This is a genomic window from Cyanobium sp. ULC082 (genome assembly GCF_977927535.1).
In genome coordinates, this window is the sequence record NZ_OZ376398.1 from 20,340 (window position 1) to 43,215 (window position 22,876).

The following is a 22,876-nucleotide window of genomic DNA, read 5'->3' on the forward strand; positions in this document are numbered from 1 at the left end:
GGAGCCGGAAGGGCTCAAGCGATGGCCGCCGGTGAAGTGTAGTGAGCAGTTCGCCACGCTCCCTCGCGGCAACGAGGAGAATCGGATCGATTGCGGCGTTCTGTCTTGGGTTTGTGTGTGGTGATGGTGCTGGAGGATCGCGACAAGCTTCACGGGCTGCGCGATCGGCTCAGCCAGCTCGATCCGGCACCGACCGCCCTGGTGGCGATCGGTGCCGGCGAAACGGCCATGGAATCGGTGGAACAGCTCAACCCGGGGATTGCCCGCCAGAGGCGCCAGCGGAGCATGGTGCGCTGGCTGATGCCCTTCGGCTTTTTTGCCGGCCTGATGTTCAGCCTGATCACCAACCTGGACACCTTCGCCTTCGCTGGCACCTACGGCGAACCCCTGATCGGCGGACTGCTGGGGATGGGTTCCGGCTGGATGGGCAGCTATGCCGCCGCCGCCAGCGTGAGCTCCGAGGCCGACGACCGGATCCGCAGCCTGCGCAACCGGATCGAGGAAGGCAACTGGCTGCTGCTGCTGGACGCAGCCGCCGGCACCGACATCCCCTGGAACCTGATTCAACAGTCCAGACCCAGGGCGGTGGTGCGCCTTGCCGAAAGCTGATTGTCCGCCCCGGGATGACCAACTGGTGAGCACTCCTGATTCCGGATCACGTCTTCCCCGCGAAGCCCTGCTGCTCGGCAGCCGTGATCCAGGCGCCCTCAGCCAGCTGATCCTGCTGGCTGAGCAGGCCCTGAAAACCTGGGAACCGGTCTGGAGCGACTTTCTTCCGGCCGCCGTGCTTGAGGAAGGGAGCGCCAGACTGGCGGCGCTGAGCGAACTGGAACTGGCTGCCGATTGCGGTTATCCCCAGGCCGAGCGCTGTCGCCTGCGGCTGCAACGCGTGGATCTGCCCAGCACCACAGGCGCTTTTGAAGACCATCCCCTCAGGGGCCTGCAGGTGAGCGGCAACTTTCTGTTCGACCCCGCCACACCAGCCGATTTTCGCCTTGGCCTGCAGGCCGCCGGCGCCAGCGAAGCGGATCTCGGTGACCTCTGGGTGCGCGGCGATCGGGGCGCCCAGCTGGTGATCACGCAACAGCTGGCCGACCGGTGGCACGGCCATCAGGCCCAGGTCCGCACAGTGCCGGTGGAGCTCGAAGCCATCCCCCTGCACGACCTTCAGCCACCGGCGCGTCCCCTCCCCCGCCAGTTGCAGACGGTGGAAGCCTCCCTGCGGCTGGATGCGGTGGCATCGGCCGGATTCGGCGTGTCCCGCAGCCGCATGGCCGGCTGGATCCGCCAGGGGCTGGTGCGGGTCAACTGGCGGGTGATCAGCAGCCCAAGCCGCGATCTCTCCGTTGGCGACAGGGTTCAACTCGACAATCGCGGCGAGCTCACCGTGCTGGAGGTGGAGGCCACCAAGCGCTCCCGCTGGCGCCTGACCCTGAGCAGGCATTGAAGAGCACTCCTGGGAAGCCCCATCCGAATCGCGCTGGCGTATCGCGCTGCCATATCGCGCTGGCGTAATGCGCCGTCATGTTGCGCTGCCGAATGAATCGGGAAAGGCTGGCTGCTAGGTTTCAATCCTGGGCGCCGGCCCGATCACCCGGGCGATTAGCTCAGAGGTAGAGCACTACCTTGACACGGTAGGAGTCACTGGTTCGATTCCAGTATCGCCCATAGTTCTTAGTTCACCAACCCAAGCAATGCCCTCGGCGGATCTACCTTTCACCGTCGTGATTGGCCTTGGACGCTCCGGCATCGGCGCCGCCCGTCTGCTGGCTGCGGCCGGTGAGCAGGTGCGCCTGATCGAATCCAAGGGGGGCAGTGAGCAGCAGGTGCTGGCAGCTGCGCTGGAAGCCGAAGGGATTGAGGTGCGATTGAACGCGCCCCTGGCGATCGAACAGTTCCACTGGCCGGGAGGACGGGCGGTCAAGGTGATCGTCAGCCCGGGGATCCGCTGGGATCACCCCACGCTGACAACACTGCGCCAGGACGGGATTGAGGTGATTGGCGAGATGGCCGTGGCCTGGGAGGCCCTGGGTTCGGTTCCCTGGATCGGCATCACCGGCACCAACGGCAAGACCACCGTCACCCACCTGATCAGCCATCTGCTGGAGAGCGCCGGCTTCGATGCACCGATGTGCGGCAACGTCGGCCTCTCCGCCGCCGAACTGGCCCTGCAGCGGCGCGCCCAGGGCCTGCCATTGCCCGACTGGCTGGTGGTGGAACTGAGCAGCTACCAGATCGAGGCCGCCGCCGCGATTCGTCCGCGCATCGGCGTCTGGACCACCCTCACCCCCGACCACCTGGAACGTCACGGCAGCCTCGAGGCCTACCGAGCCATCAAACACTCCCTGCTGGAGCGCTCAAAGCTGCGTCTGCTCAACGGCGATGATCCCGATCTGGCCGAGCGAGCCGCCAGCTGGGGCGATGCCAGCACCGTCCGGTGGGTCACGGCGGGGCCACGCCCAGCGGGGGCCAGGCCGATCGATCCCCAGCTCTGGATCGAGGCCGGCCAGGTCACAACCTGCGCAGGCCCGCTGTTTCCCGCCGATGCCCTGGCCATGCCCGGGGCCCACAATCGCCAGAACATGTTGCTCGCCGCCGCCGTCGGACTGGAGCTGGGGCTCGAAGCCGCGCAACTGGAGCAGGCCTTCCGCTCCTTTCACGGTGTGCCCCACCGCCTGGAACTGATCCGGAAATGGGATGGCATCGCCTACTACAACGACAGCAAGGCCACCAACTTCGATGCTGCCGCCGTAGCGGTCAGGGCCTTGGCCGAACCCGTGGTGGTGCTGGCCGGCGGCGAAGCGAAGCAGGGCGATGCCACGGGCTGGGTGAGCCAACTCAGCCGTCATGCCCCAGCCGTGGTGCTTTATGGAGCGGCAGCCGAACCCTTTGCCCAGCTGCTCGCCAGCCACGGCTATGGCGGGGAGATGGCGCTGCGTCCAGGACTCGACGACGCACTGCCCCTGGCCAGGGCGCTGGCCGAGCGGCATGGGGCTTCGGCAGTGCTGCTCTCACCGGCCTGTGCCAGCTTTGATCAGTACAGCGATTTCGAGGCCCGCGGAGAGCATTTCCGTGCTCTGGTTTCTGCCCTCGAAGCCTGAGCACCCCGATAGGATCAGCAGGTGTTGGCCTGGTCCGGCCTTGGCCTACTGGTTGATGAAGAGCGAGCCGGATGTCTACGGCATCGACCATCTGGAAGCTGAAACCACCACCCTCTGGGATGGCATTCGCAATTACCAGGCGCGCAACTTCATGCGGGCCATGCAGATCGGCGACCAGGCCTTCTTCTATCACTCCAACACCAAGCCGCCCGGCATCGTTGGGCTGATGGAGGTGATCGAAACCGGGCTCATCGACCCCAGCCAGTTCGATCCAGGCTCCAAGTACTTCGACCCTGCCGCCCGGCGCGAGGCTCCTCGCTGGGACTGCGCGCGGCTTCGGTTCGGACGAAGGTTTCCGCAGCTGCTCAGCCTCGACACCCTGCGACAGTCGTTCACTGCTGATCAGCTCCCGGTGGTGCGCAAGGGCAACCGGCTCTCGATCCTGCCGGTGCCGGAGCCCACGGCCCACCGGCTGCTTGAACTGCTGGCGGCCTGATCCGGCCAGGCCTGCTCCAGCTCGATGCTCCTAACGCAGGAACATGTTCGCCACATAGCAGCGGGTCACAGCCCGGCTCTGCACTCCGTTCTGGACAAGAAAGCCTGCCAGGGCCGCCTGAAACAGCCTGTACTGATCCCAGTTCGGATGGGCTTCGATGAAGCGGCGCATCGATCCCAGCAGGGCTTCCGGCACGTCGGCCCGCAGGCTCACCACCCCCAGGTCGCCCTGGTCGGAGCTGGGGGACGGCTGGGGGACGGAGCTGACGGCCAGCGGCTGGGCCGGGGCAGACAACTGGACTGGGACAGGCAGGGCCGGAGCTGCATCCATTCGGGGGGGGGTTCGCTGAGACACCAGTTCTCCACATCGCCGCGGTCTCGTCAAATCCGGCGGCAGTGGGCGGGGAGCGGCCATCCCAGCCTGAGACTTCCCCCACGAGGGAGCTGTGGCGCGAGCAGGCCAGAAGGCGCTCCTGATTGAATCGATTCACCGCCTTTGTCAAGGGGAGAGCCCTTCGGCGGGCGCTTCTCCACAGGCAGGAAGCGTGGAGAAGGGTCGAGCCCCTGAAGCTGTGGAAAAGCTGTGCAAAAACCGGGCTGAAGCCGGTCAGGGCCGGGGAAGGGCCAGCCGATCAGCAGTGCTGATCGCTGCCGATTCGAGCAACCAGTCTCATCCGCCGCCGAAGCTGGCCAGCGCGGTGGAAGCTCAGAGCGGCAACTGCTCCATGGCCCGCAGGCCGTGGGCGCCGGCCGCCAGCGTCCAGCTGCCCTCGATCCCCCGCTGGGAGGGACCGGTGCTGAGCACGAAGTGCAGGGCCCAAGTGGTTCGATCCCCCTCAAGACCCACCCACCAGGGTTGCCGCTCCAGTTCAAGGCTGATCAGCTCTTCGTCGAGCAGCTGGTCGGTGAGCTCGCCCCATTGCTTCACCAGATCACGGATCGCTTGCCGCAACGCAAGTGCTTCAGCCGTGGTGAGTTCCGCCGCCCAGCCGACTCCGCCGATCAGAACGGAAAAAGGCTGACGGGCCGGCTCCCAGGCCAGGCGCCATCCGTCGCCTTCCCTGGACCACGCTCCCGGATTCACCGCGGGCCGTGGTCAGCCAGGAAGAAGATCGGGCTGGTCCTGTTCGTCGCTGAGCTCGACGATCGCTCGCTGAACGGGCTTGACCATCGCATCCTCAAGCAGGCCATCGAAATCATCAAAGCGACGCTGCTTGGCCCGGAAGGCGATTTTCACAGTGGTGAGATAGCGGTTGCTGGACTCACGGATCAGGCTCTCGGCCCGATGGGCCAGTTCCTTGGGATTGACCACCGCACTGGTATACAAATCAGAATCCCAACTCTGAGAATCTTAGTCCAGCAGCCCGCCAGCCCCCCGGCCGTGGCCCTGATCCGGCAAGCTTGAGCTCCGCCGGACGCTCACCTCACCGTGGCAGCCTCGCCGTTCCAGCCCCGCCGTGATTGATGGGACCCTGGCTATCGACCTCGGCAGCAGCAACACCGTGGTGGCCTTTCAGGCAGCCGACGGAGGAGCGGTCGAGATGGTCACGGTCGCCCCGTTCAACGGCCTCCAGGCGGGCGTGATCCCCAGCCTGGTCTGGGTCGCCAGCAGCGCCTCCGAGCAGCCCCTACTCGGTCGCCAGGTGCAGGAGGCAGGCCTGGCCTGGAGTGAAAGTCCCCAGCTCTGCCGCAATTTCAAACGCTGGATCGGCTCCCCCGACTCCACGGGCTTCAGGCGGGAGTCCCTGCTCAGCCCGGAGCAGGCCGGCGCCCTCCTGCTGGAGCGCATCTGGCGCCACCTCCCCGCCGAACTGGCCCCCTCGCGGCTGGTGCTCACAGCGCCGATCGACAGCTATCGGGGCTACCGCCAGTGGTTGGAGCAGGCCAGCCAGAGCCTTGCCGTGGCGGAGCTGGCCCTGGTGGATGAACCCACCGCCGCAGCGATCGGAGCCGGCCTGCCCCCCGGCAGCCGGGTGCTGGTGGTGGATCTCGGTGGCGGCACGATCGATCTTTCGCTGGTGGCCCTGGAGGGCGGAGAGGGTCGGGCCGCACCGATCGCCCAGCTGCTTCGCTTTGCCGGCCGCGATCTGCGCGGCAGCCGTCAGGCGCTTCGCTGTGCGCGGGTGCTGGGCAAGGCAGGACTGGCTCTCGGCGGCAGGGACCTGGACCATTGGATCGCCGCCGCCCTCGCGGACACGCCACCGACAGGGGCTCTGCTGGACGCTGTGGAGCAGCTCAAGTGCACGCTGAGCACCGAGCAGGAGGCCAGGGCGGTCTGGTGCCCCCCCGGCCAGGCCAGCCGGGAACTGAGGCTGAGCCGCCGGGAACTGGAAGACCTGCTCAAGCGGCATGGGTTGCTCGATCTGCTCGACGAGCTGCTGGAGCGCGTGCTGGCCGGGGCCAGATCGGAGGGGCTGAACCTCTCGAAGATCGATGCCGTGCTCCCGGTGGGAGGCACCAGCCGCATGCCGCTGATCCGCCAGTGGCTGCGCGAGCGCTGCCCCGACATCCCGATTCTCGACCAGCGGCCGATCGAGGCGGTCGCGGTGGGGGCTCTTGCCCTGACACCTGGCGTTCAGATCAAGGATGTGCTCAGCCGGGGAGTGTCGCTGCGCCGCTGGGACCTCCGCAGCGACGGGCACCGCTGGCATCCCCTCTTCCTCCCCGGCCAGAGCTGGCCCACCGGAAATCCCCTGGAGCTGATCCTGGCCTGCAGCAGCGATGGTCAGCGCCAGCTGGATCTGGTGCTGGGTGAGCCATTGGATGAGCGGCGTGCCGAGGTGGTCTTTCGCGATGGCCTGCCAGCCCTGATCGCACCTCCCGCCGGCGAGAGGCGCGTGGAGCCCTGGGACCGGCAGCCGGCGGCCATCGACCTTGATCCCCCCGGAGCCCGCGGCGTGGACCGGCTCAAGCTGTGCTTCCGGGTCAATGATCAGGCCCAGCTGACCATGGGCAGCGAGGATCTGATCAGTGGTCGCTGCAGCGAACCGATCGCCCTTGGACCCGTCCGCTAGATCCCAGCCAGGACGTTCATAGCGGGGGGTGCTTGCATGGGAAAAGTTGATTTCGCATCCCGCTCGCCTTGGCTCTCCGTCGCCACAGGCTGCCGCGCTTCTGGTTGGCCGTCACATTGGGTCTGGTCGCCGCCGGCGTTGGTGCAGCCCACTGGTGGGAAGCGCAGCTTCCCTCACGCCTGGAGCAGGCGGCGGCCGACGGAAACTACGAGGCGTGCCTGAGCTACAGCGAACAGCTGGCCGCCCTGCGCTGGATGAGCGGGCGGGCGCCGAGGGAGCAGGGCCGCTGCCGGCGCCACCAGGCCGAAACCCTCTGGCAGGCTGAGAAATGGGCAGAGGCCCTCAAGCTGCAACTCCTGCTCAGCAACTCTCCCGCCGGCACGGTCGCCGACAGAAAACGCCTTCAGTCCTGGCAGCAGGAGCTCAAGTCCAGAGCCCTGGCTCGCTTCGAAGCGGGAGATCTGGAGGGGGCCATCACCCTGCTCAAGCCGATGGGGGAAGACCAGCATCCCGATGGCAATGCCTACGGCGACAATCTCAGGCAACTCTGGAGTCGCAACCGGCTGCAGCAGGAGCGGGCCCGCGGCCTGATCAGCCAGAAGCGCTGGTGGGAAGCCCTTGAAGCCCTGAACCGCATCGACCACCCATGGTGGAAAAGCCAGTCAGTCGGCCTGCAGCGCCAGGTGGAGAACGAGATCGCCGGCCTCAAGGCCAAGGAACAGGAGCACCACAGCCATGGTGACAACCGGTTGAGCAACGTGCCGATGGCCGATCTCGATGGCGCCGTTCAACGCAACATCGTCCTCGGACTCGACGACTGGACCGCCTTCACCACGGCCTGCCGACAGCTGGGGGGCAAGGTGGTGGAAGCAGGTCCCGAAACGGGTTGCCAGCGATGAGGACACCCCATGACAGGATTGGCGGATCCTGAGGAAACCCCATGCAGCCCGGTGAACAGGTCAGGGTCAGTCAGAGCGTCGTTGTGTTCACCCACCCCGAACATCGCGGCCAGCCCTTCGATCTCCTGGGCCAGCAAGGCGAAGTTCACCAGGTTCTCGACGACTGGAAAGGGCGGCCGATCAGTCCAACCCTGCCGGTGATCGTGGCGTTCGGACGCTTCCGTGCCCATTTCCGGGCCGATGAGCTCGAACCGATCGTCCCCACCGCCTGAGTCATTCCTTCAGCAGGAAGACACCCTCCACCCCGTCGATGTCTGCCAGGCAGAGCTGAATGCTCTCCAGACGGCTGGTGGGCACGACCCGCCCGCAGAAGTCCGGCTGGATCGGCAGCTCCCTGTGACCTCGATCGACCATCACCAGCAGGCGCACCGCCGCGGGGCGTCCCCAGGTCAGCAGCGCCTCCATCGCCGCCCGCACCGTTCGGCCCGTGAAGATCACGTCATCGACCAGCACCACCTGACGTCCTTCGATCCCGACCGGCAACCGGGTCGCCTCGACCAGCCTGGTTCCCACCCGGTCGAGATCATCACGATGGAAGGTGGGGTCGAGGCTGCCCCGATCAATCGGGTGGCCTGAATCGGCTTCGAGCTGCTGGGCCAGCACCGTGGCGAGGGCAACGCCGCGGGTGGGGATTCCCAGCAGGAGCAGCTGCCTGCTGTCGACAACACTCTCCAGCACCTGGGACGCGAGACGGTTCAGGGTGCGGCTCAGGTCCTGGGCGGAGAGGATTTCGAGTCGCCCGGCCTGATGCGGCGATGGCATGGCGTTCGCGAGTGGTGAACCAGCCTAGGAAGGCTGCCGGACGGCAAAGATGTGACCAAAAGCTGACCCGGCCGAGCAGCGGCAGCGGGAACGCCAGCAGGACGGGGTTAACTTGATTCGACATTTATCCTGCGCCGCTTCATTCGCCGGGGTGACACTGTTACTTCCATGCCGACCGGCCCCAACGCCAACCCTTCCCCTGACGTCGGTGCCTCCGCTTCTGCTGGCGGCAAAGCGCCGGTTTCCCCCGTGGTTCTGGCCATTCTCGATGGCTGGGGTTACGGCGAATCCTCAGGGACGAACGCCATCACGGAAGCCTCCACCCCGGTGATGGACGCGCTGTGGCAGGTGTACCCCCATGCCTTGATTCAGGCCAGCGGGGGCGACGTCGGATTGCCTGACGGTCAGATGGGCAATTCAGAGGTGGGCCATCTCACGATTGGCTCCGGCCGGATCATCCGCCAGGAACTGGTGCGGATCAGCAAAGCCGCCACCGATGGCAGCCTGGCGGAGAATCCAGCCCTCAACGATCTCGCCGACCATCTGCTCGCAACGGGAGGCAGCCTGCATCTGCTCGGCCTCTGCTCCAATGGCGGAGTTCACAGCCACATCGACCATCTCGGCAGCCTGTTGCAGTGGGCGGCCGACAGGGGCCTCAAGGAGGTCTTCATCCACGCGATCACCGACGGCCGTGACACCCCACCCCAGTCCGCCCTTCCCTTCCTCGACCAGATCGACGCCCAGATCGCCTCGGTCGGCGTCGGCCGGATCAGCACCCTCTGCGGCCGCTACTGGGCCATGGATCGGGACAACCGCTGGGATCGCACCGAGAAGGCCTTCCGGCTGCTCACCGAATCGGCACCGATCGCTGGCCTGACGGCCCAGCAGGCTGTCGAAGCAGCCTATGCATCAGGCATCAACGATGAATTCATTGAACCTCTGCGCCTGGACACAGGGGAGCTGGGCGATGGAGATGGGCTGATCTGCTTCAATTTCCGGCCGGATCGGGCGCGTCAGCTGCTGCGATCCCTGGCCCTCGAACGCTTCGATGGCTTTGTCCGCCAGCAGCTGCCTCGCCTTCGGCTGGTCACCTTCACCCAGTACGAGGCGGGCTTGCCGGTGGAGGTGGCCTTCCCGCCTGAATCACTCGATGGCCTGCTTGGCCAGGTGGTGTCTGAGCATGGCCTGCTCCAGTTGCGCACGGCCGAAACCGAGAAATATCCCCACGTCACCTATTTCATGAACGGAGGAATCGAGCAGCCTTTTCCTGGTGAAGACAGGCATCTTGTTCCTTCTCCACGGGTCGCCACCTACGACCAGTCACCGGAGATGTCGGCTGACGCTCTCACAGAATCCTGCATCGCCTCGATCAACAAAGGCATCTATTCCCTGATCGTGATCAACTACGCCAACCCCGACATGGTTGGCCATACCGGCATGATCGAGGCCACCAAGACCGCCATCAGCACCGTCGACCGCTGCATCGGACAACTGGTTGAGGCCACGAACCGCAAAGGCGGAACGTTGCTGATCACCGCCGACCATGGCAACGCCGAAATGATGCGCAGCAGCGATGGCAGGCCCTGGACAGCCCACACCACCAACCCCGTACCGGTGATTCTTGTGGAAGGGGAGAAGCGCAAGCTGCCTGGCCACGGAGCCCATGCCAGCCTGCGCAGCGGCGGAGGGCTGGCTGATATCGCCCCAACCCTGCTCGACATTCTCGATCTTCCCCAGCCCGCACGGATGACCGGCCGTTCCTTGATCGATTCAGCCGATGTTCGGCTGGAGCCCACTCCCGAGGCCCAGCAGACCCAGCTGTACCAGGCCCTGCAGGTGTGAGCGCCGGTTCGATAAACTGCCTGGATGCTCACTTCCGTTCTGTCCTGGATCTGGATCTCCACAGGCGTCCTGCTGATCATCAGCGTCTTGCTCCACAGCCCCAAGGGCGACGGCATGGGAGGGCTTGCCAGTAGCGGCGGCTCGATGTTCAGCAGTGCCCGCAGCGCTGAAGACACCCTGAACCGGATCAGCTGGACCCTGCTGGCCCTCTTTCTCGGTCTGGCCGTGCTCCTCAGTGCAGGCTGGTTGCGGTGAGTCCGATCCATCGCCGCAGCCTGCTGGCCGCCCTCGGTTCCCTGCTCAGCCCCTTGCTCGGCGGAACGGTTGCAGAAGCAGCCTCGAAGCCAGCTGATCCGAACTGGAAGCTGAGTGAATCGGAATGGAGAAAACGGCTCAGCCCCGAGGCCTTCCAGGTGTTGCGAAAGGAGGGCACTGAGCGCCCATTCAGCAGTCCTCTCGATCGGGAAAAGCGCAAAGGCACGTTCGTCTGTGCCGGCTGCCGCCTTCCTTTGTTCAGTTCGGCCGCAAAATTCGACAGCCGCACCGGTTGGCCCAGTTTCTGGCAGCCACTGCCGAATGCAGTGGTTACCAAGACGGATTTCAAGCTGATCGTGCCCCGCACCGAGTATCACTGCCGCCGCTGTGGAGGCCACCAGGGGCATGTGTTCAACGACGGGCCGAGACCCACCGGCAAACGCTATTGCAACAACGGCGTCGCCCTGGCCTTCGTGCCGGAGGGCTGATCGCGATCCAGCCTGGCTCTCCAGCCTCGCTTCTCCGGGCATCGTCGCAGCCGCCAAAAAAAAGCGCCCCCACAGGGGCGCTCTGAACGCAGATCGCAGGAGCGGCGATCAGTAGTCGAAGTCGCCGCCCATGCCGCCACCGCCGCCGGCGGGAGCCGCTTCCTTCTTCTCGGGAAGATCGGCCACGATGCACTCAGTGGTGAGCACCATGCCAGCGATCGAAGCGGCGTTCTGCAGCCCTGAACGGGTGACCTTGGCGGGATCCACGATGCCGGCAGCCAGCATGTCCACGTATTCGCCAGTGGCGGCGTTGTAGCCCTCGTTGAAGGGCATCCCCTTGACGTGCTCGGCCACGACAGCGCCGTTGACGCCGGCGTTCTGGGCGATCCGCATCAGCGGTGCGCTCAGGGCCGAGGCCACGATGCCAGCGCCGATCAACTCCTCACCGGAGAGGTTGGCGGCCGCCCACTCTTCCAGAGCAGGAGCCAGGTGAGCCAGGGTTGTTCCGCCACCGGGGACGATGCCTTCCTCAACGGCCGCCTTGGTGGCGTTGATGGCATCTTCCAGGCGCAGCTTCTTGTCCTTCATCTCGGTTTCGGTGGCAGCGCCCACCTTGACCACGGCGACACCGCCGGAGAGCTTGGCCAGGCGTTCCTGGAGCTTCTCCTTGTCGTAGGTGGAGTCGGTTTCGTCGATCTGCTTGCGGATCTGCTCGACCCTGGCCTTGACAGCCAGCTCGTTGCCATCGGCCACGATCGTGGTGGTGTCTTTGTTGATCGTGATGCGACGGGCGGTACCCAGCATCTCCAGCTTGGTGTTCTCCAGCTTGAGGCCAGCGTCCTCGGTGATCAGCTGACCGTTGGTGAGAACGGCGATGTCTTCGAGCATGGCCTTGCGGCGATCACCGAAGCCGGGCGCCTTGACGGCAGCCACGTTGAGCACACCGCGCAGACGGTTCACCACCAGGGTGGCGAGGGCTTCCTTCTCGATGTCCTCGGCGATGATCAGCAGGGGCTTGCCGGTGCGGGCGATCTGCTCGAGCACGGGCACCAGGTCCTGCACCAGGCCGATCTTCTTGTCGGTGAGCAGGATGTAGGGCTCCTCGAGGATGGCCTCCATCCGCTCGGTGTCGGTGGCGAAGTAGGGCGAGATGTAGCCCTTGTCGAAGCGCATGCCCTCGGTGACCTCCAGTTCGGTGGTCATCGATTTCCCTTCTTCCAGGGAGATCACGCCTTCCTTGCCCACCTTGTCCATCGCATCGGCGATCATGCGGCCCACCTCTTCGTCGTTGCCGGCGGAGATGGTGCCCACCTGGGCGATGGCGTTGGAATCGGAGATCGGCTTGGCGTGCTCCTCGATCTTCTTGACGAGGAAGTCGGAGGCCTTGTCGATGCCCTTCTTCAGGGTGATGGCATTGGCGCCGGCGGCCACGTTGCGCAGACCCGCCTTGACCATGGCATGGGCCAGGACCGTGGCGGTGGTGGTGCCGTCACCGGCGGCATCGTTGGTTTTGGAGGCGGCCTGACGGATCAGGGCGACACCGGTGTTCTCGATGTGATCTTCGAGTTCGATCTCCTTGGCGATGGTCACGCCGTCGTTGATGATCTGAGGAGCGCCGAATTTCTTCTCAAGCACCACATTGCGGCCCTTGGGTCCGAGGGTGACAGCAACGGCTTCGGCGAGGATGTCGATGCCCTTTTCGAGAGCCCTGCGGGCATTCTCGTTATAAATGATACGTTTGGCCATGGAAATCAGGTTCTAAGTGAGTGTGTGTGTGAGGGAACGATTGCCAACAAAGCAATTCGAATCAATGATTCAGTTGACGATCGCCAGAATATCCTTCTCCGAAAGCAGCACGAAATCGTTGCCGGCCAGCTTGATGTCGGTACCGGCGTACTTGCTGTAGAGAACCTGGTCACCCACGCTCACTTCAGGAGATTGGCGGGTGCCGTCGTCGTTCCGCTTGCCAGGACCGACCTGAACCACTTCACCCACCTGGGGCTTTTCCTGAGCGGTGTCGGGCAGGAGAATCCCGCCGGCGGTTTTTTCGTCGGAATCGGAAACTTTGACAAAAACGCGGTCCCCGAGCGGTTTGACCGTGGAGACGGTGAGAGAAACAGCAGCCATGGTTCGGTGCGAGAGCAACAGTCATGGCGCCGATGACGCCATGGAAACGGTCGAGTTAGCACTCGGGCCCGTCGAGTGCCAATTTATGGCAAGGGAGGGTTGTCCCGCAATCGTCGGCAGGGGCGGTTGACCGAACATCACCCCCCTTCAAGGCCCGTTCAAGGCCCCCTGACCCCGTTGCGGTGGTAAGTTGGCCGCGCTTTCGGCGGATGTGCGTCCCGCCGCGCGAACCCCTTTCTTTCCCTATGGCTGCTGCTGCTCCCGTCAACACCGGCACCAAGGGCGTGGTGCGCCAGGTGATCGGTCCCGTGCTGGATGTGGAGTTTCCGGCCGGCAAGCTGCCGCGGATCTTCAATGCACTGCGCATCGCGGGACGCAACTCCGCTGGCCAGGACATCGCCCTGACCGCCGAGGTTCAGCAACTGCTGGGCGATCACCGGGTGCGGGCGATCGCCATGAGCACCACCGATGGCCTGGTGCGGGGCATGGAAGCCCTCGACACCGGTGCCCCGATCAGCGTTCCGGTCGGAGAAGCCACGCTCGGTCGGATTTTCAACGTGCTCGGCGAGCCCGTTGATGAACTTGGCCCCGTCACCTCCAACCTCACCGCCTCGATCCACCGGGAGGCCCCCAAGCTCACGGAGCTGGAAACCAAGCCCAAGGTGTTTGAAACCGGCATCAAGGTGATCGACCTGCTCGCTCCTTACCGCCAGGGCGGCAAGGTGGGCCTGTTCGGCGGTGCCGGCGTCGGCAAAACGGTTCTGATCCAGGAGCTGATCAACAACATCGCCAAGGAGCATGGCGGCGTTTCGGTTTTCGGAGGTGTCGGAGAGCGCACCCGGGAAGGCAATGACCTCTATGAGGAGTTCAAGGAATCCGGGGTGATCAACTCCGAAGACCTCACCAAGTCGAAGGTGGCCCTCTGCTTCGGCCAGATGAACGAACCTCCCGGCGCCCGCATGCGGGTTGGCCTCTCCGCCCTCACCATGGCAGAGCACTTCCGCGATGTGAACAACCAGGATGTGCTGCTGTTCATCGACAACATCTTCCGCTTCGTGCAGGCCGGCTCGGAAGTGAGCGCCCTGCTGGGCCGGATGCCTTCGGCAGTGGGTTACCAACCAACCCTGGGCACCGATGTGGGTGAGCTGCAGGAAAGGATCACCTCCACCCTGGAGGGCTCGATCACTTCCATTCAGGCGGTTTACGTTCCCGCCGACGACCTGACCGACCCGGCACCGGCCACCACCTTCGCCCACCTCGATGCCACCACCGTGCTGAGCCGCGGCCTGGCCTCCAAGGGGATCTACCCGGCCGTGGATCCGCTCGACTCCACCAGCACCATGCTCCAGCCCGCCGTGGTCGGAGATGAGCACTACCGCACTGCCCGGGCCGTCCAGTCCACCCTCCAGCGCTACAAAGAGCTCCAGGACATCATCGCCATTCTCGGCCTGGATGAACTCTCCGAAGACGACCGCCGCACGGTCGATCGGGCCCGCAAGATTGAGAAATTCCTGTCCCAGCCTTTCTTTGTGGCCGAGATCTTCACCGGCATGTCCGGCAAATACGTGAAACTCGAGGAAACCATCAAGGGCTTCAACATGATCCTGGCAGGCGAGCTTGATGAGCTTCCCGAAGCCGCCTTCTATCTGGTCGGCTCCATTGATGAGGTCAAGGCAAAAGCCGAAAAACTCAGCGCCGAAGCCAAAGCCTGACCCCGTCCTGTTCTTTCTCGCTTTTGAGGATGCATGCCGATGACACTTACCCTGCGCGTTCTGGCCCCCGATCAGAGCGTTTTTGATGGCAGCGCCGACGAGGTGATTCTGCCGAGCACCACCGGACAGCTGGGCATCCTTCCCGGCCATGTCTCCCTGCTCACGGCCCTGGACATCGGCGTGATGCGTCTGCGCACAGGCAAGGACTGGGCTTCAATCGCACTGATGGGCGGCTTCGCCGAGGTGGAAGCCGACCAGGTCACCGTGCTGGTCAACACCGCCGAACTCGGCTCCAGCATCGAACCCGCCAAGGCCGAGCAGGCTGTCGAAGCAGCCCAGCTGGCCGCCTCAGGCTATGAGGGGCAGCCACCCAGCACTGAGAAGCTCAAGGCTCAGCAATCCCTGGCCAGGGCTCGCGCCCGTCTCCAGGCCAGTCAATCCAGCTGACTGACCTGGCCATCAGCCAAAAAAAAGCGTCCCCAGGGGACGCTTTTTTGATGGTCGGAGAAAATGCCACAGACCCTTCAGGCGGTACCGCAGAAGGTCACGTCAGGGAACTTGAGCTTGGCTTCATCCAACGACTTGCCTTTGCCTTCCTCCTGCCAATAATTGATCACCTCCGTGGCTTTGTTGAGAACCTCAACGCGTTCGTTGTCGGTGATCCAGGATTTCGCTTCCAGCTCGCCTTTCATGGTTTCCCAGGCGTCTTCGCGGGGCCAGAAGAAATAGGAGGTGAGGGGGCTCGGTCCACCCCCGACGATCTGATCGACGGCCAGGGCGACGTTATCGGGCAGCCAGAGAATCTTGAGCAGGAAGCGACCCTCGTCAGCCTTGGGGGTATGACCGGAGGGAACTCCGTCCTCATCGACGGTGGCTGTGGCCAGGGCGGCGCTGGCACCGCGGAGGGCAGGGCGACCTTTGGTGATGGGTTCGTCATCTTCCAGCGCCGCCCCAGGGACTTGGGCAGCCTGAACGGGAATGACCCTGCGGGTCAGGCCGCGGCCGGTTGATGGCGTCACTTCCGCCGAAGGACTGACCGCGAGGTCGAGTTCAGGAGCTGCGCTGTCGGTGGCCGTCATTGGGTTCGGCTTTCAAGGCATAAAATCAAGCAACAAACCTATCAGCCCCTCCAGCCCTCCCTGCTGAGCCCTCCTCCCCTCCCCAAGACCGGCCCGCTCCTGAAGGTCCCTTCGAGCCCCAGGGCCATCCTGCTCTTCGACATTGATGGCGTGATCAGGGATGTGGGTGGCAGCTATCGCCGCGCCCTTCGCGAAACAGTTGATCACTTCGGGGGCTGGCGCCCGCGCCCCGATCAGATCGATGCCCTCAAGGGCGAGGGTCGCTGGAACAACGACTGGGACGCTTCGATGGAGCTGCTGAGGCGGCGGGGACCAACCCCCCTGCCGACGTTCGACCATCTCGTGGAGGTGTTCAGCGGGTTCTATTTCGGCGGCGATCCAGACGGTGATCCAGCCAGCTGGTCTGGCTTCATCCGTGACGAACCCCTTCTGGTCGAGGCTGCTTTCTTTGACCGCCTGAGCGGTGCCGGGATCGCCTGGGGCTTCGTCAGCGGCGCCGAGCCCAGCTCGGCACGCTTTGTGCTCGGCCACCGGCTCGGCCTGATCGACCCGCCACTGATCGCCATGGGGGAGGCCCCCGAAAAGCCCGACCCCACCGGACTGATCCGACTGGCCGAAGCACTCGCCGGCATGGCCCTGGGCCCACAGGCTCCAGCGGTGGTGTACCTGGGTGACACTGTGGCGGATGTGCAGACCGTCGGCCGTGCCCGCCGTGATCGGCCCGGCCAGCAGCTGCTGAGCCTGGCGGTGGCTCCGCCCCACCTCCACGCAGCGGATCAGACGCAGCAGCGCTGCCTGTACGAAGCCGTTCTGCTGGAAGCGGGTGCGGATCGGCTGATCGGATGCACCAGGGATCTGGAGCCCGAGCTGCTGCTCAGCTGGCTGGACGACGGCTCCCCAGGCTGAATCCCGGCTCCCGGCTCCCGATCAGCGCTGGATCGCCGCCACCGACTTCTGGGCCGCGGCCGTGAGCACCTCATGGCCGCGCTCGCTGACCGCCACGTCATCTTCGATGCGGATGCCGATGCCTTTCCAGCGCTCGTCGATCGCCGGCTGGCCCTCCGGGGGTGGCAGCCGGTCGCTCACGTACAGACCAGGCTCCACGGTGAGCACCATGCCGGGCTCCAGGGGCACCGGGTGCTCACCGAGCCGATAGGCGCCGACATCGTGCACATCGAGCCCGAGCCAGTGGCCGGTGCGGTGCATGTAGAGATGGCGATAGGCCCCCTGCTCGATCAGGCCCTCCACCGCGCCCCGCAACAGGCCCAGGTCCACGAGCCCTTCCACCAGCACCCTCAGGGCAACCCCATGGACCTGCTCGGCGTCCGCGGCGGGGCGCACGGCGGCGATGGCCGCCTCCTGGGCGGCGAGCACCAGGTCGTAAAGGGCGCGCTGCTCGCCGCTGAAGCGACCGTTGACCGGGAAAGTGCGGGTGATGTCGCCGTTGTAGTAATCGCTCAGGCTGCAGCCGGCATCGATCAGCAGCAGATCGCCATCGGCGAGCGGAGCGTTGTTGCTGGTGTAATGGAGCACACAGGCGTTGTCCCCGCCGGCAACGATCGAGCCATAGGCCGGCCCCCGCGCCCCCTGTTCCATGAAGTGCTGCTCGATCACCGCCTGAACCTGGCGTTCGTTCAGGCCAGGCCGGGCCACCTGGCGGGCCAGTTCGTGGGCTTCCGCCGAGATCCGGGCGGCCAGACGCATCCGTTCGAGTTCGGCCTCGGATTTCCGCAGCCGCAGCTCGTGCAGCAGGGGACAGGGGGCCACCAGCCCAAGGGCAGCCTGGCCGTTGCGGGGGGCGCGATCGAGCTGGGCCGACCAGGCAGAGAGCACCAATGGCTCCACGGCCGGATGGCGGCCCACCCGGAAAGCGATGCCCTCGGCTCCCCTGAGGTAGTCCCCCAGCCGTCCGGCCAGGTCGGCCCGGGGGTGGGCCAGGTCGGCGCCAAACCGCTGCACCGCTCCCTCGCAGCCCCATCGGAAGCCGTTCCACACCTCGGCAGTGGGATCCTTCGGCTCCACGAACAGCACGAAGGGGTTGTCGGGTCGGTGCGGCAGGAAGAGCGCCACGGCGCCGGGCTCATCGAAACCGGTGAGGTACCAGAAATCGCTCTGCTGGCGGAAGGAGTGCTCCACATCGGCGTGGTGGGTGACCAGAGCTGCCGCAGGGATCACGGCCGCCACGCCGCCGAGCCTCTCCAGAAAGGTGGTGCGGCGACGGCTGAACTCGGCGGGAGAGATCGCCATGGAGAGATGGTCAGAACAGCGCGAAGATGGCACAACCGATGACATGAAGGGATTGGCGGTCAGAGTGGTGTGGTGGTGGATGCAGAAGCCTGCAGATTCGGCATTTCGAACATGAACGGGCTGCTTGGTCTGGCCGCGCTGGTGGTCTTCATTCTGGTCGGTTCCGCAGTCTGCTCCGGTGTCGAAGCCGCCATGCTGACGGTGAACCCGCTGCGGGTGCATGAGCTGGCCAGCCGGCCCAGGCCGGTGCGGGGTGCCCTGGCCCTGCTCTCCCTCAAGAACCGGATGGGCCGTGCCCTGGCGGTGCTCGTCATCCTCAACAACGGCTTCAACATCTTCGGCAGCCTGATGCTGGGCAGTTATGCCGGCTGGGTGTTCTCCTCCCAGGGCATCGACCGCATCGCCCTGCCGCTGTTCTCGGTCGGTCTCACCGTGCTGGTGATCTTGCTGGGCGAAATCCTGCCCAAGGCGATCGGCAGCCGCATGGCCCTGCCGATCGCCCTGGGCAGCGCCGCCACCGTCGGAATGGTGCTGAAACTGATGCTGCCGCTGGTGCTGGTGCTGGAGCGGCTGATGCCGGCGATCACCGCCGAGAGCGAGCTCACCACCGATGAGGAGGAGATTCGTCTGCTGGCCAGGCTCGGCTCCCGCACCGGCCAGATCGAGGCCGATGAGGCGGCGATGATCGGCAAGGTGTTCCAGCTCAACGACCTGACCGCCAGGGATCTGATGGTTCCGCGGGTCTCCGCGCCCACTCTCTCCGCCCAGGCCAGGCTTGAGAGCGTCAGCGACGAGCTGCTCGGCAACAGCGCTCCCTGGTGGGTGGTGCTGGGCGAGGAGGTGGATGAGGTGCTGGGGGTGGCGAGCCGGGAGAGCCTGCTCGGCGCCCTGGTCGAAGGGCGCGGCCAGGTCACCGCCCTCAGCCTGACCATTCCGGTGGAATATGTTCCGGAAATGATCCGGGCCGACCGGCTGCTCACCGCCTTCCGACGCAACAGCCATTCGGTTCGGGTCGTGGTCGATGAACACGGCGGCTTTGTCGGGGTGATCGGCGCCGATGCCGTGCTGGCCGTGCTCGCCGGCTGGTGGCGTCGTCCCCAGGCGGCTGGGGAGTCGATCCCATGAGCCGTTCCTCCAGCGTTGCCAGGCCCGACACCATCACCCGCAGCGAGCAGCTGCTGCAACGCTGGCGCTCGGAGCTGGCGATGAGCGCGCGGGAAAGGTCGGCCCTTGCCCCGGAGCTGGTCGCCCTCGACCGTCAGCTGAAGCGTCTGGTGCAGCGACGACTGCACCTGGCGGTGTTCGGCCGGGTGGGAGTGGGCAAGTCGAGCCTGCTCAACGCCCTGCTGGGCCAGCCACGCTTTGCCACCGACCTGGCCCACGGCAGCACCAGGCTCCAGCAGCATGAAGCCTGGGATCTCCCCTTCGCGGGCCTGGCCGGGGTCGATCTGATCGACACACCGGGCATCGATGAGGTGGCCGCACCAGCCCGGCACCGCCTGGCCGCCCGGGTGGCCCTGGGGGCCGATCTGGTGCTGTTCGTGGTCGAGGGCGACCTCACCTCCACCGAGCTCGAGGCACTGGAGCAGTTGTTGCGTCTTGGCAAGCCGATGCTGCTGGTCGTCAACCGGATCGACTGCTGGCCAGCCAGCGAGCGGGACGCTCTGCTGGCCAGCATCCGCAGCCGACTGCCCGCCGCAGCCCGGGACCTGGAGCTGCTGGCCGTCTCGGCGGCACCGCGACTGGCGACCCTTCTGGAGGATGGCCGTGTCCGCAGCGAAGCCGGGCCAGCAGCGATCGGCCCCCTCAAGGACCGACTGCTGGCGTTGGTGGCAAGCCATGGTCCGCTGCTGCTCGCCCTCAACAGCCTGCGGGCCGGGGATCGCTTCAGCCGACGACTCCAGGACTGGCGACTGCGCCACCATCGCCAGGCCGCCCACAGCCTGATCGGCCGCTTCGCCGCCCTCAAGGCCACCGGCGTGGCGGCCAACCCCCTGGTGCTCCTGGATCTGGCTGGCTCGATGGCCGTGGACACGGCCCTGGTGATGCAGCTTTGTCGGCTCTACGGACTGAGCCTCAACGGAGCCCAGGCCCGGCGGCTGCTGAGCCGCCTTTCCGGTCACGGTGCCCTGCTGGGTGGAGCCCAGCTCGGCATCCAGCTCCTGCTGGGAAGCCTTCGCCAGGTTCTCCTGCTCGCGGCACCGTTCAGCGGTGGCCTGTCCCTGGCCCCTGCCGCCCCCGTCGCCCTGGCCCAGGCGGCCCTGGCCGTGCACACCACGCGACGCACCGGTGAGCTGGCGGCGGCGGAACTGCAGGAAGGGGCCCGGAAGGGGCCGGGCGGCCCAGCCGGGCTGTTGCGGCGCCTGGCCGCCCAGGATCCCCAGGTGCGCCAGTGGTTGCTGCACTGGCCATGACCGAGCCTGAGAGCCAGGAACTGGCCCTGTTCGGCACCAGCGCCGACCCCCCGACCCTGGGCCATCGCGCCCTGCTGGAAGGCCTGGCCCGGCAGTATCCCCGCGTGCGCACCTGGGCCAGTGACAACCCCTTCAAGCAGCACGGGGCGTCGCTGCCCGATCGTGCCGCCCTGCTCCAGGCGCTGGTGGACGGCCTGGCCAACCCCAGGATCCAGATGGCCCAAAACCTGAGCAGCCCGCGGGCACTCGACACCCTGGAACGGGCCCGGCGGCTCTGGCCGGAAGCAACCCTGGTGTTCGCGGTCGGCAGTGATCTGCTGCCCCAGATTCACCGCTGGCATGCCGTGGAGGCCATCCTGGATCTGGCTCGGCTGGCGGTGGTGCCACGCCTGGGCTGGCCCGTACAGCCGGCCGATCTGGAAGTCCTGCGCCGGCTGGGCGGCCAGCTGGACCTCCTCCCTCTGCAGATTCCAGCCACCGCCAGCTCCGAGATCCGCCTTCAGCGCGAGCCTGAACTGGTGCCGAAGGAGCTCTGGCCCATGCTGCACAAGCGAAACCTGTACGGCTTCGACCCCCTGCCATCCCCCAGCCGCCGCCAGCCCTGATGCGTCTCGCCCTGGCCCAGACCAACCCGCTGGTCGGCGACCTTCACGGCAATGCGGCCATGCTGCTCGACTGTTGCCGGCAGGCGGCGGCGGCCGACCTGGTGATCAGTCCGGAGCTTTCCCTCTGGGGTTACCCGCCCCGGGATCTGCTGCTGCGGCCTGCCCTGCTGCTGGAGCAGGCCAGGGTTCTGGAGGAACTGGCCGCTGCGCTCCCCCCTGGCCTGGCCGTGCTGGTGGGGGTGGCCGAGCCCCTGCCCGGCGAGCAACAACCGTCGCTGCACAATGCGGTTGCCCTGCTGGAGCAGGGCACCTGGCGCATCGTTGCCCGCAAGCGGCTGCTGCCCAGCTACGACGTCTTCGATGAGCGGCGCTATTTCCGCCCCGCCGATCAACCCTGCCTCCTGGAGCTGGAGCGACGCGGCCGGTGCTGGCGGATCGGCCTCAGCATCTGCGAAGACCTCTGGGTGGAGGAGGAGGTGCTGGGACACCGTCTGGCCGGTCCGGATCCGATCGCCGCGCTGCTGCCGCATCAACCCGATCTGCTGCTGAACCTTTCCGCCTCGCCATTCGTGCAGGGGAAACCGACGCTGCGGCGCAGCCTGGCCGCCGCCGCCGCCGCGCGGCTGGGCTGTCCGGTGGTGTATGTGAATCAGGTGGGGGGAAACGACGAACTGGTCTTCGATGGCGCCAGCTTCGTCGTCGATGCCGCTGGTCAGATCCTGCTGCAGCTCCCCTGCGCCAGGGCGGGCCTGGCCTTCTGGTCGATGCCCTCCACGGCGGCCGACTGCCTTCAGCAAGCGGCCGCCGTGGCGCTGCAGGAACCGGAGCCCCTGGAGCAGTTGTTCCGGGTGCTGGTGCTGGGCCTGGGCGACTATGCCCGCAAATGCGGCTTCGAGCGGGCCCTGCTGGGACTGAGCGGTGGAATCGATTCCGCTCTGGTGGCGGTGATCGCCGCGGCGGCGCTGGGTGGGGAGCGGGTCGCGGCCCTGCTGATGCCCTCCCCCTACAGCTCGGCAGGATCCCGCCACGATGCGATCGCCCTGGCCGGCCGGCTCGGCATCCCCCATCACGTCGTGCCGATCAGCGGCCTGATGGAGAGCTTCGATCAGGCCCTGGAAAGCCCGTTCGGCAGCCCACCGGATGGCCTGACGGCCGAGAACCTCCAGTCGCGCATCCGTGGCACGTTGTTGATGGCGATGGCCAATCAGCAGGGCCAGTTGCTGCTCTCAACCGGCAACAAATCCGAGCTGGCGGTGGGGTACTGCACCCTCTACGGCGACATGAACGGCGGACTTGCCGTGATCGGAGACCTCTACAAAACCACGGTGTTCCGGCTCTGCACCTGGCTTGATTCAGAAGCATCGGCAGCCTGCCGCCGCAGCTACGGCCTGCCAGCCGCTGCCGAACTGATCGGCAGCGCCATCCGCGACAAGCCACCCAGCGCCGAACTGCGCCCCGGACAGCTCGATACGGATTCGCTGCCCGACTACAACCAGCTCGATCCACTGCTCAAGGCGTTGATCGAAGACCTGCGGGCGCCTGAGGAGCTGATTGCCGCCGGCATCGAGGCCAGCCTGGCCAGGCGTGTGCACAGAATGCTGCGCCTGGCCGAATTCAAGCGACGTCAGGCCGCCCCCCTGCTCAAGGTGAGCGGCCGCGCCTTCGGCAGTGGCTGGCGGATGCCGATCGCCTCCGGACCGATCTGAGGAAGGGATTCCAGATCAAATCCCTGCAGTTGGCCCCGATGTCCGCCAACCTGAATGCAGCTACTGAGTT

The 22,876-nt window shown here is 66.0% G+C and carries 25 protein-coding genes and 1 tRNA gene; 18 read left to right on the forward strand and 8 right to left on the reverse strand.

The features are described 5' to 3' along the window. The first annotated feature begins 105 nt into the window (after positions 1 to 105). From ACXMDY_RS09350 to ACXMDY_RS09370, 5 genes are all read left to right on the forward strand, one after another. A complete protein-coding gene (locus tag ACXMDY_RS09350; protein ID WP_259702083.1) occupies positions 106 to 609 on the forward strand; it encodes a hypothetical protein in 504 nt (167 codons plus the stop codon). Between the two features lie 25 nt (positions 610 to 634). Continuing rightward, complete coding sequence (locus ACXMDY_RS09355; protein WP_259702082.1) at positions 635 to 1,447, forward strand: photosystem II S4 domain protein; 813 nt, start codon at positions 635 to 637, stop codon at positions 1,445 to 1,447. A gap of 149 nt (positions 1,448 to 1,596) precedes the next feature. Continuing rightward, positions 1,597 to 1,668: transfer RNA gene (locus ACXMDY_RS09360), tRNA-Val, on the forward strand. A gap of 26 nt (positions 1,669 to 1,694) precedes the next feature. Further along, positions 1,695 to 3,101: a UDP-N-acetylmuramoyl-L-alanine--D-glutamate ligase gene (gene murD / locus ACXMDY_RS09365; RefSeq protein WP_259702081.1), complete on the forward strand. Its 1,407-nt coding sequence runs from the start codon at positions 1,695 to 1,697 to the stop codon at positions 3,099 to 3,101. A gap of 40 nt (positions 3,102 to 3,141) precedes the next feature. Further along, positions 3,142 to 3,597, forward strand: a complete 456-nt coding sequence (locus ACXMDY_RS09370; RefSeq protein ID WP_259702080.1) for an EVE domain-containing protein — start codon at positions 3,142 to 3,144, stop codon at positions 3,595 to 3,597. 30 nt (positions 3,598 to 3,627) lie between these two features. Here ACXMDY_RS09370 and ACXMDY_RS09375 read toward each other — a convergent pair whose 3' ends face one another. The 3 genes from ACXMDY_RS09375 to ACXMDY_RS09385 all read right to left on the reverse strand — a co-directional run bounded on the left by ACXMDY_RS09375 (position 3,628) and on the right by ACXMDY_RS09385 (position 4,908). Next, positions 3,628 to 3,927, reverse strand: coding sequence for a DUF2811 domain-containing protein (locus ACXMDY_RS09375; protein ID WP_259702079.1), 300 nt, complete (start codon positions 3,925 to 3,927; stop codon positions 3,628 to 3,630). 375 nt (positions 3,928 to 4,302) lie between these two features. After that, on the reverse strand, positions 4,303 to 4,680 hold the full coding sequence (locus ACXMDY_RS09380; RefSeq protein ID WP_259702078.1) for a DUF1818 family protein: 378 nt from the start codon (positions 4,678 to 4,680) through the stop codon (positions 4,303 to 4,305). A gap of 12 nt (positions 4,681 to 4,692) precedes the next feature. Then, positions 4,693 to 4,908 carry a DNA-directed RNA polymerase subunit omega gene (locus ACXMDY_RS09385; RefSeq protein ID WP_399236175.1) on the reverse strand — a complete coding sequence of 72 codons (216 nt, stop codon included), beginning with the start codon at positions 4,906 to 4,908 and terminating at the stop codon, positions 4,693 to 4,695. Between the two features lie 145 nt (positions 4,909 to 5,053). Between ACXMDY_RS09385 and ACXMDY_RS09390 the strand changes: the two genes are divergently transcribed. The 3 genes from ACXMDY_RS09390 to ACXMDY_RS09400 all read left to right on the forward strand — a co-directional run bounded on the left by ACXMDY_RS09390 (position 5,054) and on the right by ACXMDY_RS09400 (position 7,781). Continuing rightward, entirely contained in the window at positions 5,054 to 6,610 is a 1,557-nt protein-coding gene (locus ACXMDY_RS09390; protein ID WP_399242340.1) for an Hsp70 family protein, read from the forward strand. 68 nt (positions 6,611 to 6,678) lie between these two features. After that, positions 6,679 to 7,509, forward strand: coding sequence for a hypothetical protein (locus ACXMDY_RS09395; protein WP_259702076.1), 831 nt, complete (start codon positions 6,679 to 6,681; stop codon positions 7,507 to 7,509). A 41-nt stretch (positions 7,510 to 7,550) separates the two neighbouring features. Then, on the forward strand, positions 7,551 to 7,781 hold the full coding sequence (locus ACXMDY_RS09400; RefSeq protein ID WP_259702075.1) for a ferredoxin-thioredoxin reductase variable chain: 231 nt from the start codon (positions 7,551 to 7,553) through the stop codon (positions 7,779 to 7,781). A gap of 1 nt (position 7,782) precedes the next feature. Here ACXMDY_RS09400 and pyrR read toward each other — a convergent pair whose 3' ends face one another. Further along, a complete protein-coding gene (gene pyrR, locus ACXMDY_RS09405; RefSeq protein ID WP_259702074.1) occupies positions 7,783 to 8,331 on the reverse strand; it encodes a bifunctional pyr operon transcriptional regulator/uracil phosphoribosyltransferase PyrR in 549 nt (182 codons plus the stop codon). A 168-nt stretch (positions 8,332 to 8,499) separates the two neighbouring features. On the opposite strand from pyrR, the gene gpmI reads away from it, so the two are divergent. The 3 genes from gpmI to msrB are packed head-to-tail and all read left to right on the forward strand — an operon-like array spanning position 8,500 to position 10,916. Next, a complete protein-coding gene (gpmI, locus tag ACXMDY_RS09410) occupies positions 8,500 to 10,173 on the forward strand; it encodes a 2,3-bisphosphoglycerate-independent phosphoglycerate mutase (RefSeq protein ID WP_399244033.1) in 1,674 nt (557 codons plus the stop codon). Positions 10,174 to 10,197: 24 nt separating this feature from the next. After that, positions 10,198 to 10,428, forward strand: coding sequence for a preprotein translocase subunit SecG (gene secG, locus ACXMDY_RS09415; protein ID WP_259702073.1), 231 nt, complete (start codon positions 10,198 to 10,200; stop codon positions 10,426 to 10,428). A 5-nt stretch (positions 10,429 to 10,433) separates the two neighbouring features. Next, positions 10,434 to 10,916 carry a peptide-methionine (R)-S-oxide reductase MsrB gene (gene msrB / locus ACXMDY_RS09420; RefSeq protein WP_259702191.1) on the forward strand — a complete coding sequence of 161 codons (483 nt, stop codon included), beginning with the start codon at positions 10,434 to 10,436 and terminating at the stop codon, positions 10,914 to 10,916. A gap of 108 nt (positions 10,917 to 11,024) precedes the next feature. Here the strand turns inward: msrB and groL are convergent, their stop codons facing one another. Both groL and groES read right to left on the reverse strand, forming a co-directional pair. Beyond that, on the reverse strand, positions 11,025 to 12,662 hold the full coding sequence (groL, locus tag ACXMDY_RS09425; RefSeq protein ID WP_259702072.1) for a chaperonin GroEL: 1,638 nt from the start codon (positions 12,660 to 12,662) through the stop codon (positions 11,025 to 11,027). A 69-nt stretch (positions 12,663 to 12,731) separates the two neighbouring features. Then, entirely contained in the window at positions 12,732 to 13,043 is a 312-nt protein-coding gene (gene groES, locus ACXMDY_RS09430; RefSeq protein WP_259702071.1) for a co-chaperone GroES, read from the reverse strand. A gap of 245 nt (positions 13,044 to 13,288) precedes the next feature. Here groES and atpD point away from each other — a divergent pair, with 245 nt between their 5' ends. Continuing rightward, positions 13,289 to 14,755 (forward strand): F0F1 ATP synthase subunit beta, encoded by a 1,467-nt coding sequence (gene atpD, locus ACXMDY_RS09435; protein WP_259702070.1) that lies wholly within the window; start codon positions 13,289 to 13,291, stop codon positions 14,753 to 14,755. Between the two features lie 39 nt (positions 14,756 to 14,794). Then, entirely contained in the window at positions 14,795 to 15,202 is a 408-nt protein-coding gene (gene atpC, locus ACXMDY_RS09440; RefSeq protein WP_259702069.1) for an ATP synthase F1 subunit epsilon, read from the forward strand. Positions 15,203 to 15,279: 77 nt separating this feature from the next. Here the strand turns inward: atpC and ACXMDY_RS09445 are convergent, their stop codons facing one another. Next, a complete protein-coding gene (locus ACXMDY_RS09445) occupies positions 15,280 to 15,834 on the reverse strand; it encodes a 30S ribosomal protein PSRP-3 (RefSeq protein ID WP_259702068.1) in 555 nt (184 codons plus the stop codon). 126 nt (positions 15,835 to 15,960) lie between these two features. On the opposite strand from ACXMDY_RS09445, the gene ACXMDY_RS09450 reads away from it, so the two are divergent. Beyond that, on the forward strand, positions 15,961 to 16,740 hold the full coding sequence (locus ACXMDY_RS09450; protein ID WP_259702190.1) for a TIGR01548 family HAD-type hydrolase: 780 nt from the start codon (positions 15,961 to 15,963) through the stop codon (positions 16,738 to 16,740). A 21-nt stretch (positions 16,741 to 16,761) separates the two neighbouring features. Here the strand turns inward: ACXMDY_RS09450 and ACXMDY_RS09455 are convergent, their stop codons facing one another. Beyond that, entirely contained in the window at positions 16,762 to 18,081 is a 1,320-nt protein-coding gene (locus ACXMDY_RS09455; protein ID WP_259702067.1) for an aminopeptidase P N-terminal domain-containing protein, read from the reverse strand. A gap of 111 nt (positions 18,082 to 18,192) precedes the next feature. On the opposite strand from ACXMDY_RS09455, the gene ACXMDY_RS09460 reads away from it, so the two are divergent. The 4 genes from ACXMDY_RS09460 to ACXMDY_RS09475 are packed head-to-tail and all read left to right on the forward strand — an operon-like array spanning position 18,193 to position 22,806. After that, the gene (locus tag ACXMDY_RS09460) at positions 18,193 to 19,206 is read left to right on the forward strand and encodes a CNNM domain-containing protein (RefSeq protein ID WP_259702066.1); all 1,014 of its coding nucleotides are present in this window, start codon (positions 18,193 to 18,195) and stop codon (positions 19,204 to 19,206) included. Continuing rightward, positions 19,203 to 20,495, forward strand: coding sequence for a GTP-binding protein (locus tag ACXMDY_RS09465; protein ID WP_259702065.1), 1,293 nt, complete (start codon positions 19,203 to 19,205; stop codon positions 20,493 to 20,495). Before ACXMDY_RS09460 ends, ACXMDY_RS09465 begins: the two co-directional genes overlap by 4 nt. Then, entirely contained in the window at positions 20,492 to 21,100 is a 609-nt protein-coding gene (locus ACXMDY_RS09470) for a nicotinate-nucleotide adenylyltransferase (protein ID WP_259702064.1), read from the forward strand. The genes ACXMDY_RS09465 and ACXMDY_RS09470 overlap by 4 nt, the downstream gene beginning before the upstream one ends. Further along, positions 21,100 to 22,806 carry an NAD+ synthase gene (locus ACXMDY_RS09475; RefSeq protein WP_259702063.1) on the forward strand — a complete coding sequence of 569 codons (1,707 nt, stop codon included), beginning with the start codon at positions 21,100 to 21,102 and terminating at the stop codon, positions 22,804 to 22,806. Before ACXMDY_RS09470 ends, ACXMDY_RS09475 begins: the two co-directional genes overlap by 1 nt. Positions 22,807 to 22,876: the final 70 nt, after the last annotated feature.

Bases quoted from the DNA above. Each gene is read 5' to 3' on its own strand.
- pyrR (WP_259702074.1), bottom strand. From the start codon at position 8,331: ATGCCATCGCCGCATCAGGCCGGGCGACTCGAAATCCTCTCCGCCCAG.
- murD (WP_259702081.1), top strand. From the start codon at position 1,695: ATGCCCTCGGCGGATCTACCTTTCACCGTCGTGATTGGCCTTGGACGC.
- ACXMDY_RS09475 (WP_259702063.1), top strand. From the start codon at position 21,100: ATGCGTCTCGCCCTGGCCCAGACCAACCCGCTGGTCGGCGACCTTCAC.
- gpmI (WP_399244033.1), top strand. From the start codon at position 8,500: ATGCCGACCGGCCCCAACGCCAACCCTTCCCCTGACGTCGGTGCCTCC.
- ACXMDY_RS09400 (WP_259702075.1), top strand. From the start codon at position 7,551: ATGCAGCCCGGTGAACAGGTCAGGGTCAGTCAGAGCGTCGTTGTGTTC.
- secG (WP_259702073.1), top strand. From the start codon at position 10,198: ATGCTCACTTCCGTTCTGTCCTGGATCTGGATCTCCACAGGCGTCCTG.
- atpD (WP_259702070.1), top strand. From the start codon at position 13,289: ATGGCTGCTGCTGCTCCCGTCAACACCGGCACCAAGGGCGTGGTGCGC.
- ACXMDY_RS09465 (WP_259702065.1), top strand. From the start codon at position 19,203: ATGAGCCGTTCCTCCAGCGTTGCCAGGCCCGACACCATCACCCGCAGC.
- ACXMDY_RS09460 (WP_259702066.1), top strand. From the start codon at position 18,193: ATGAACGGGCTGCTTGGTCTGGCCGCGCTGGTGGTCTTCATTCTGGTC.
- ACXMDY_RS09375 (WP_259702079.1), bottom strand. From the start codon at position 3,927: ATGGATGCAGCTCCGGCCCTGCCTGTCCCAGTCCAGTTGTCTGCCCCG.
- ACXMDY_RS09470 (WP_259702064.1), top strand. From the start codon at position 20,492: ATGACCGAGCCTGAGAGCCAGGAACTGGCCCTGTTCGGCACCAGCGCC.
- groES (WP_259702071.1), bottom strand. From the start codon at position 13,043: ATGGCTGCTGTTTCTCTCACCGTCTCCACGGTCAAACCGCTCGGGGAC.
- ACXMDY_RS09455 (WP_259702067.1), bottom strand. From the start codon at position 18,081: ATGGCGATCTCTCCCGCCGAGTTCAGCCGTCGCCGCACCACCTTTCTG.
- groL (WP_259702072.1), bottom strand. From the start codon at position 12,662: ATGGCCAAACGTATCATTTATAACGAGAATGCCCGCAGGGCTCTCGAA.
- atpC (WP_259702069.1), top strand. From the start codon at position 14,795: ATGACACTTACCCTGCGCGTTCTGGCCCCCGATCAGAGCGTTTTTGAT.
- ACXMDY_RS09445 (WP_259702068.1), bottom strand. From the start codon at position 15,834: ATGACGGCCACCGACAGCGCAGCTCCTGAACTCGACCTCGCGGTCAGT.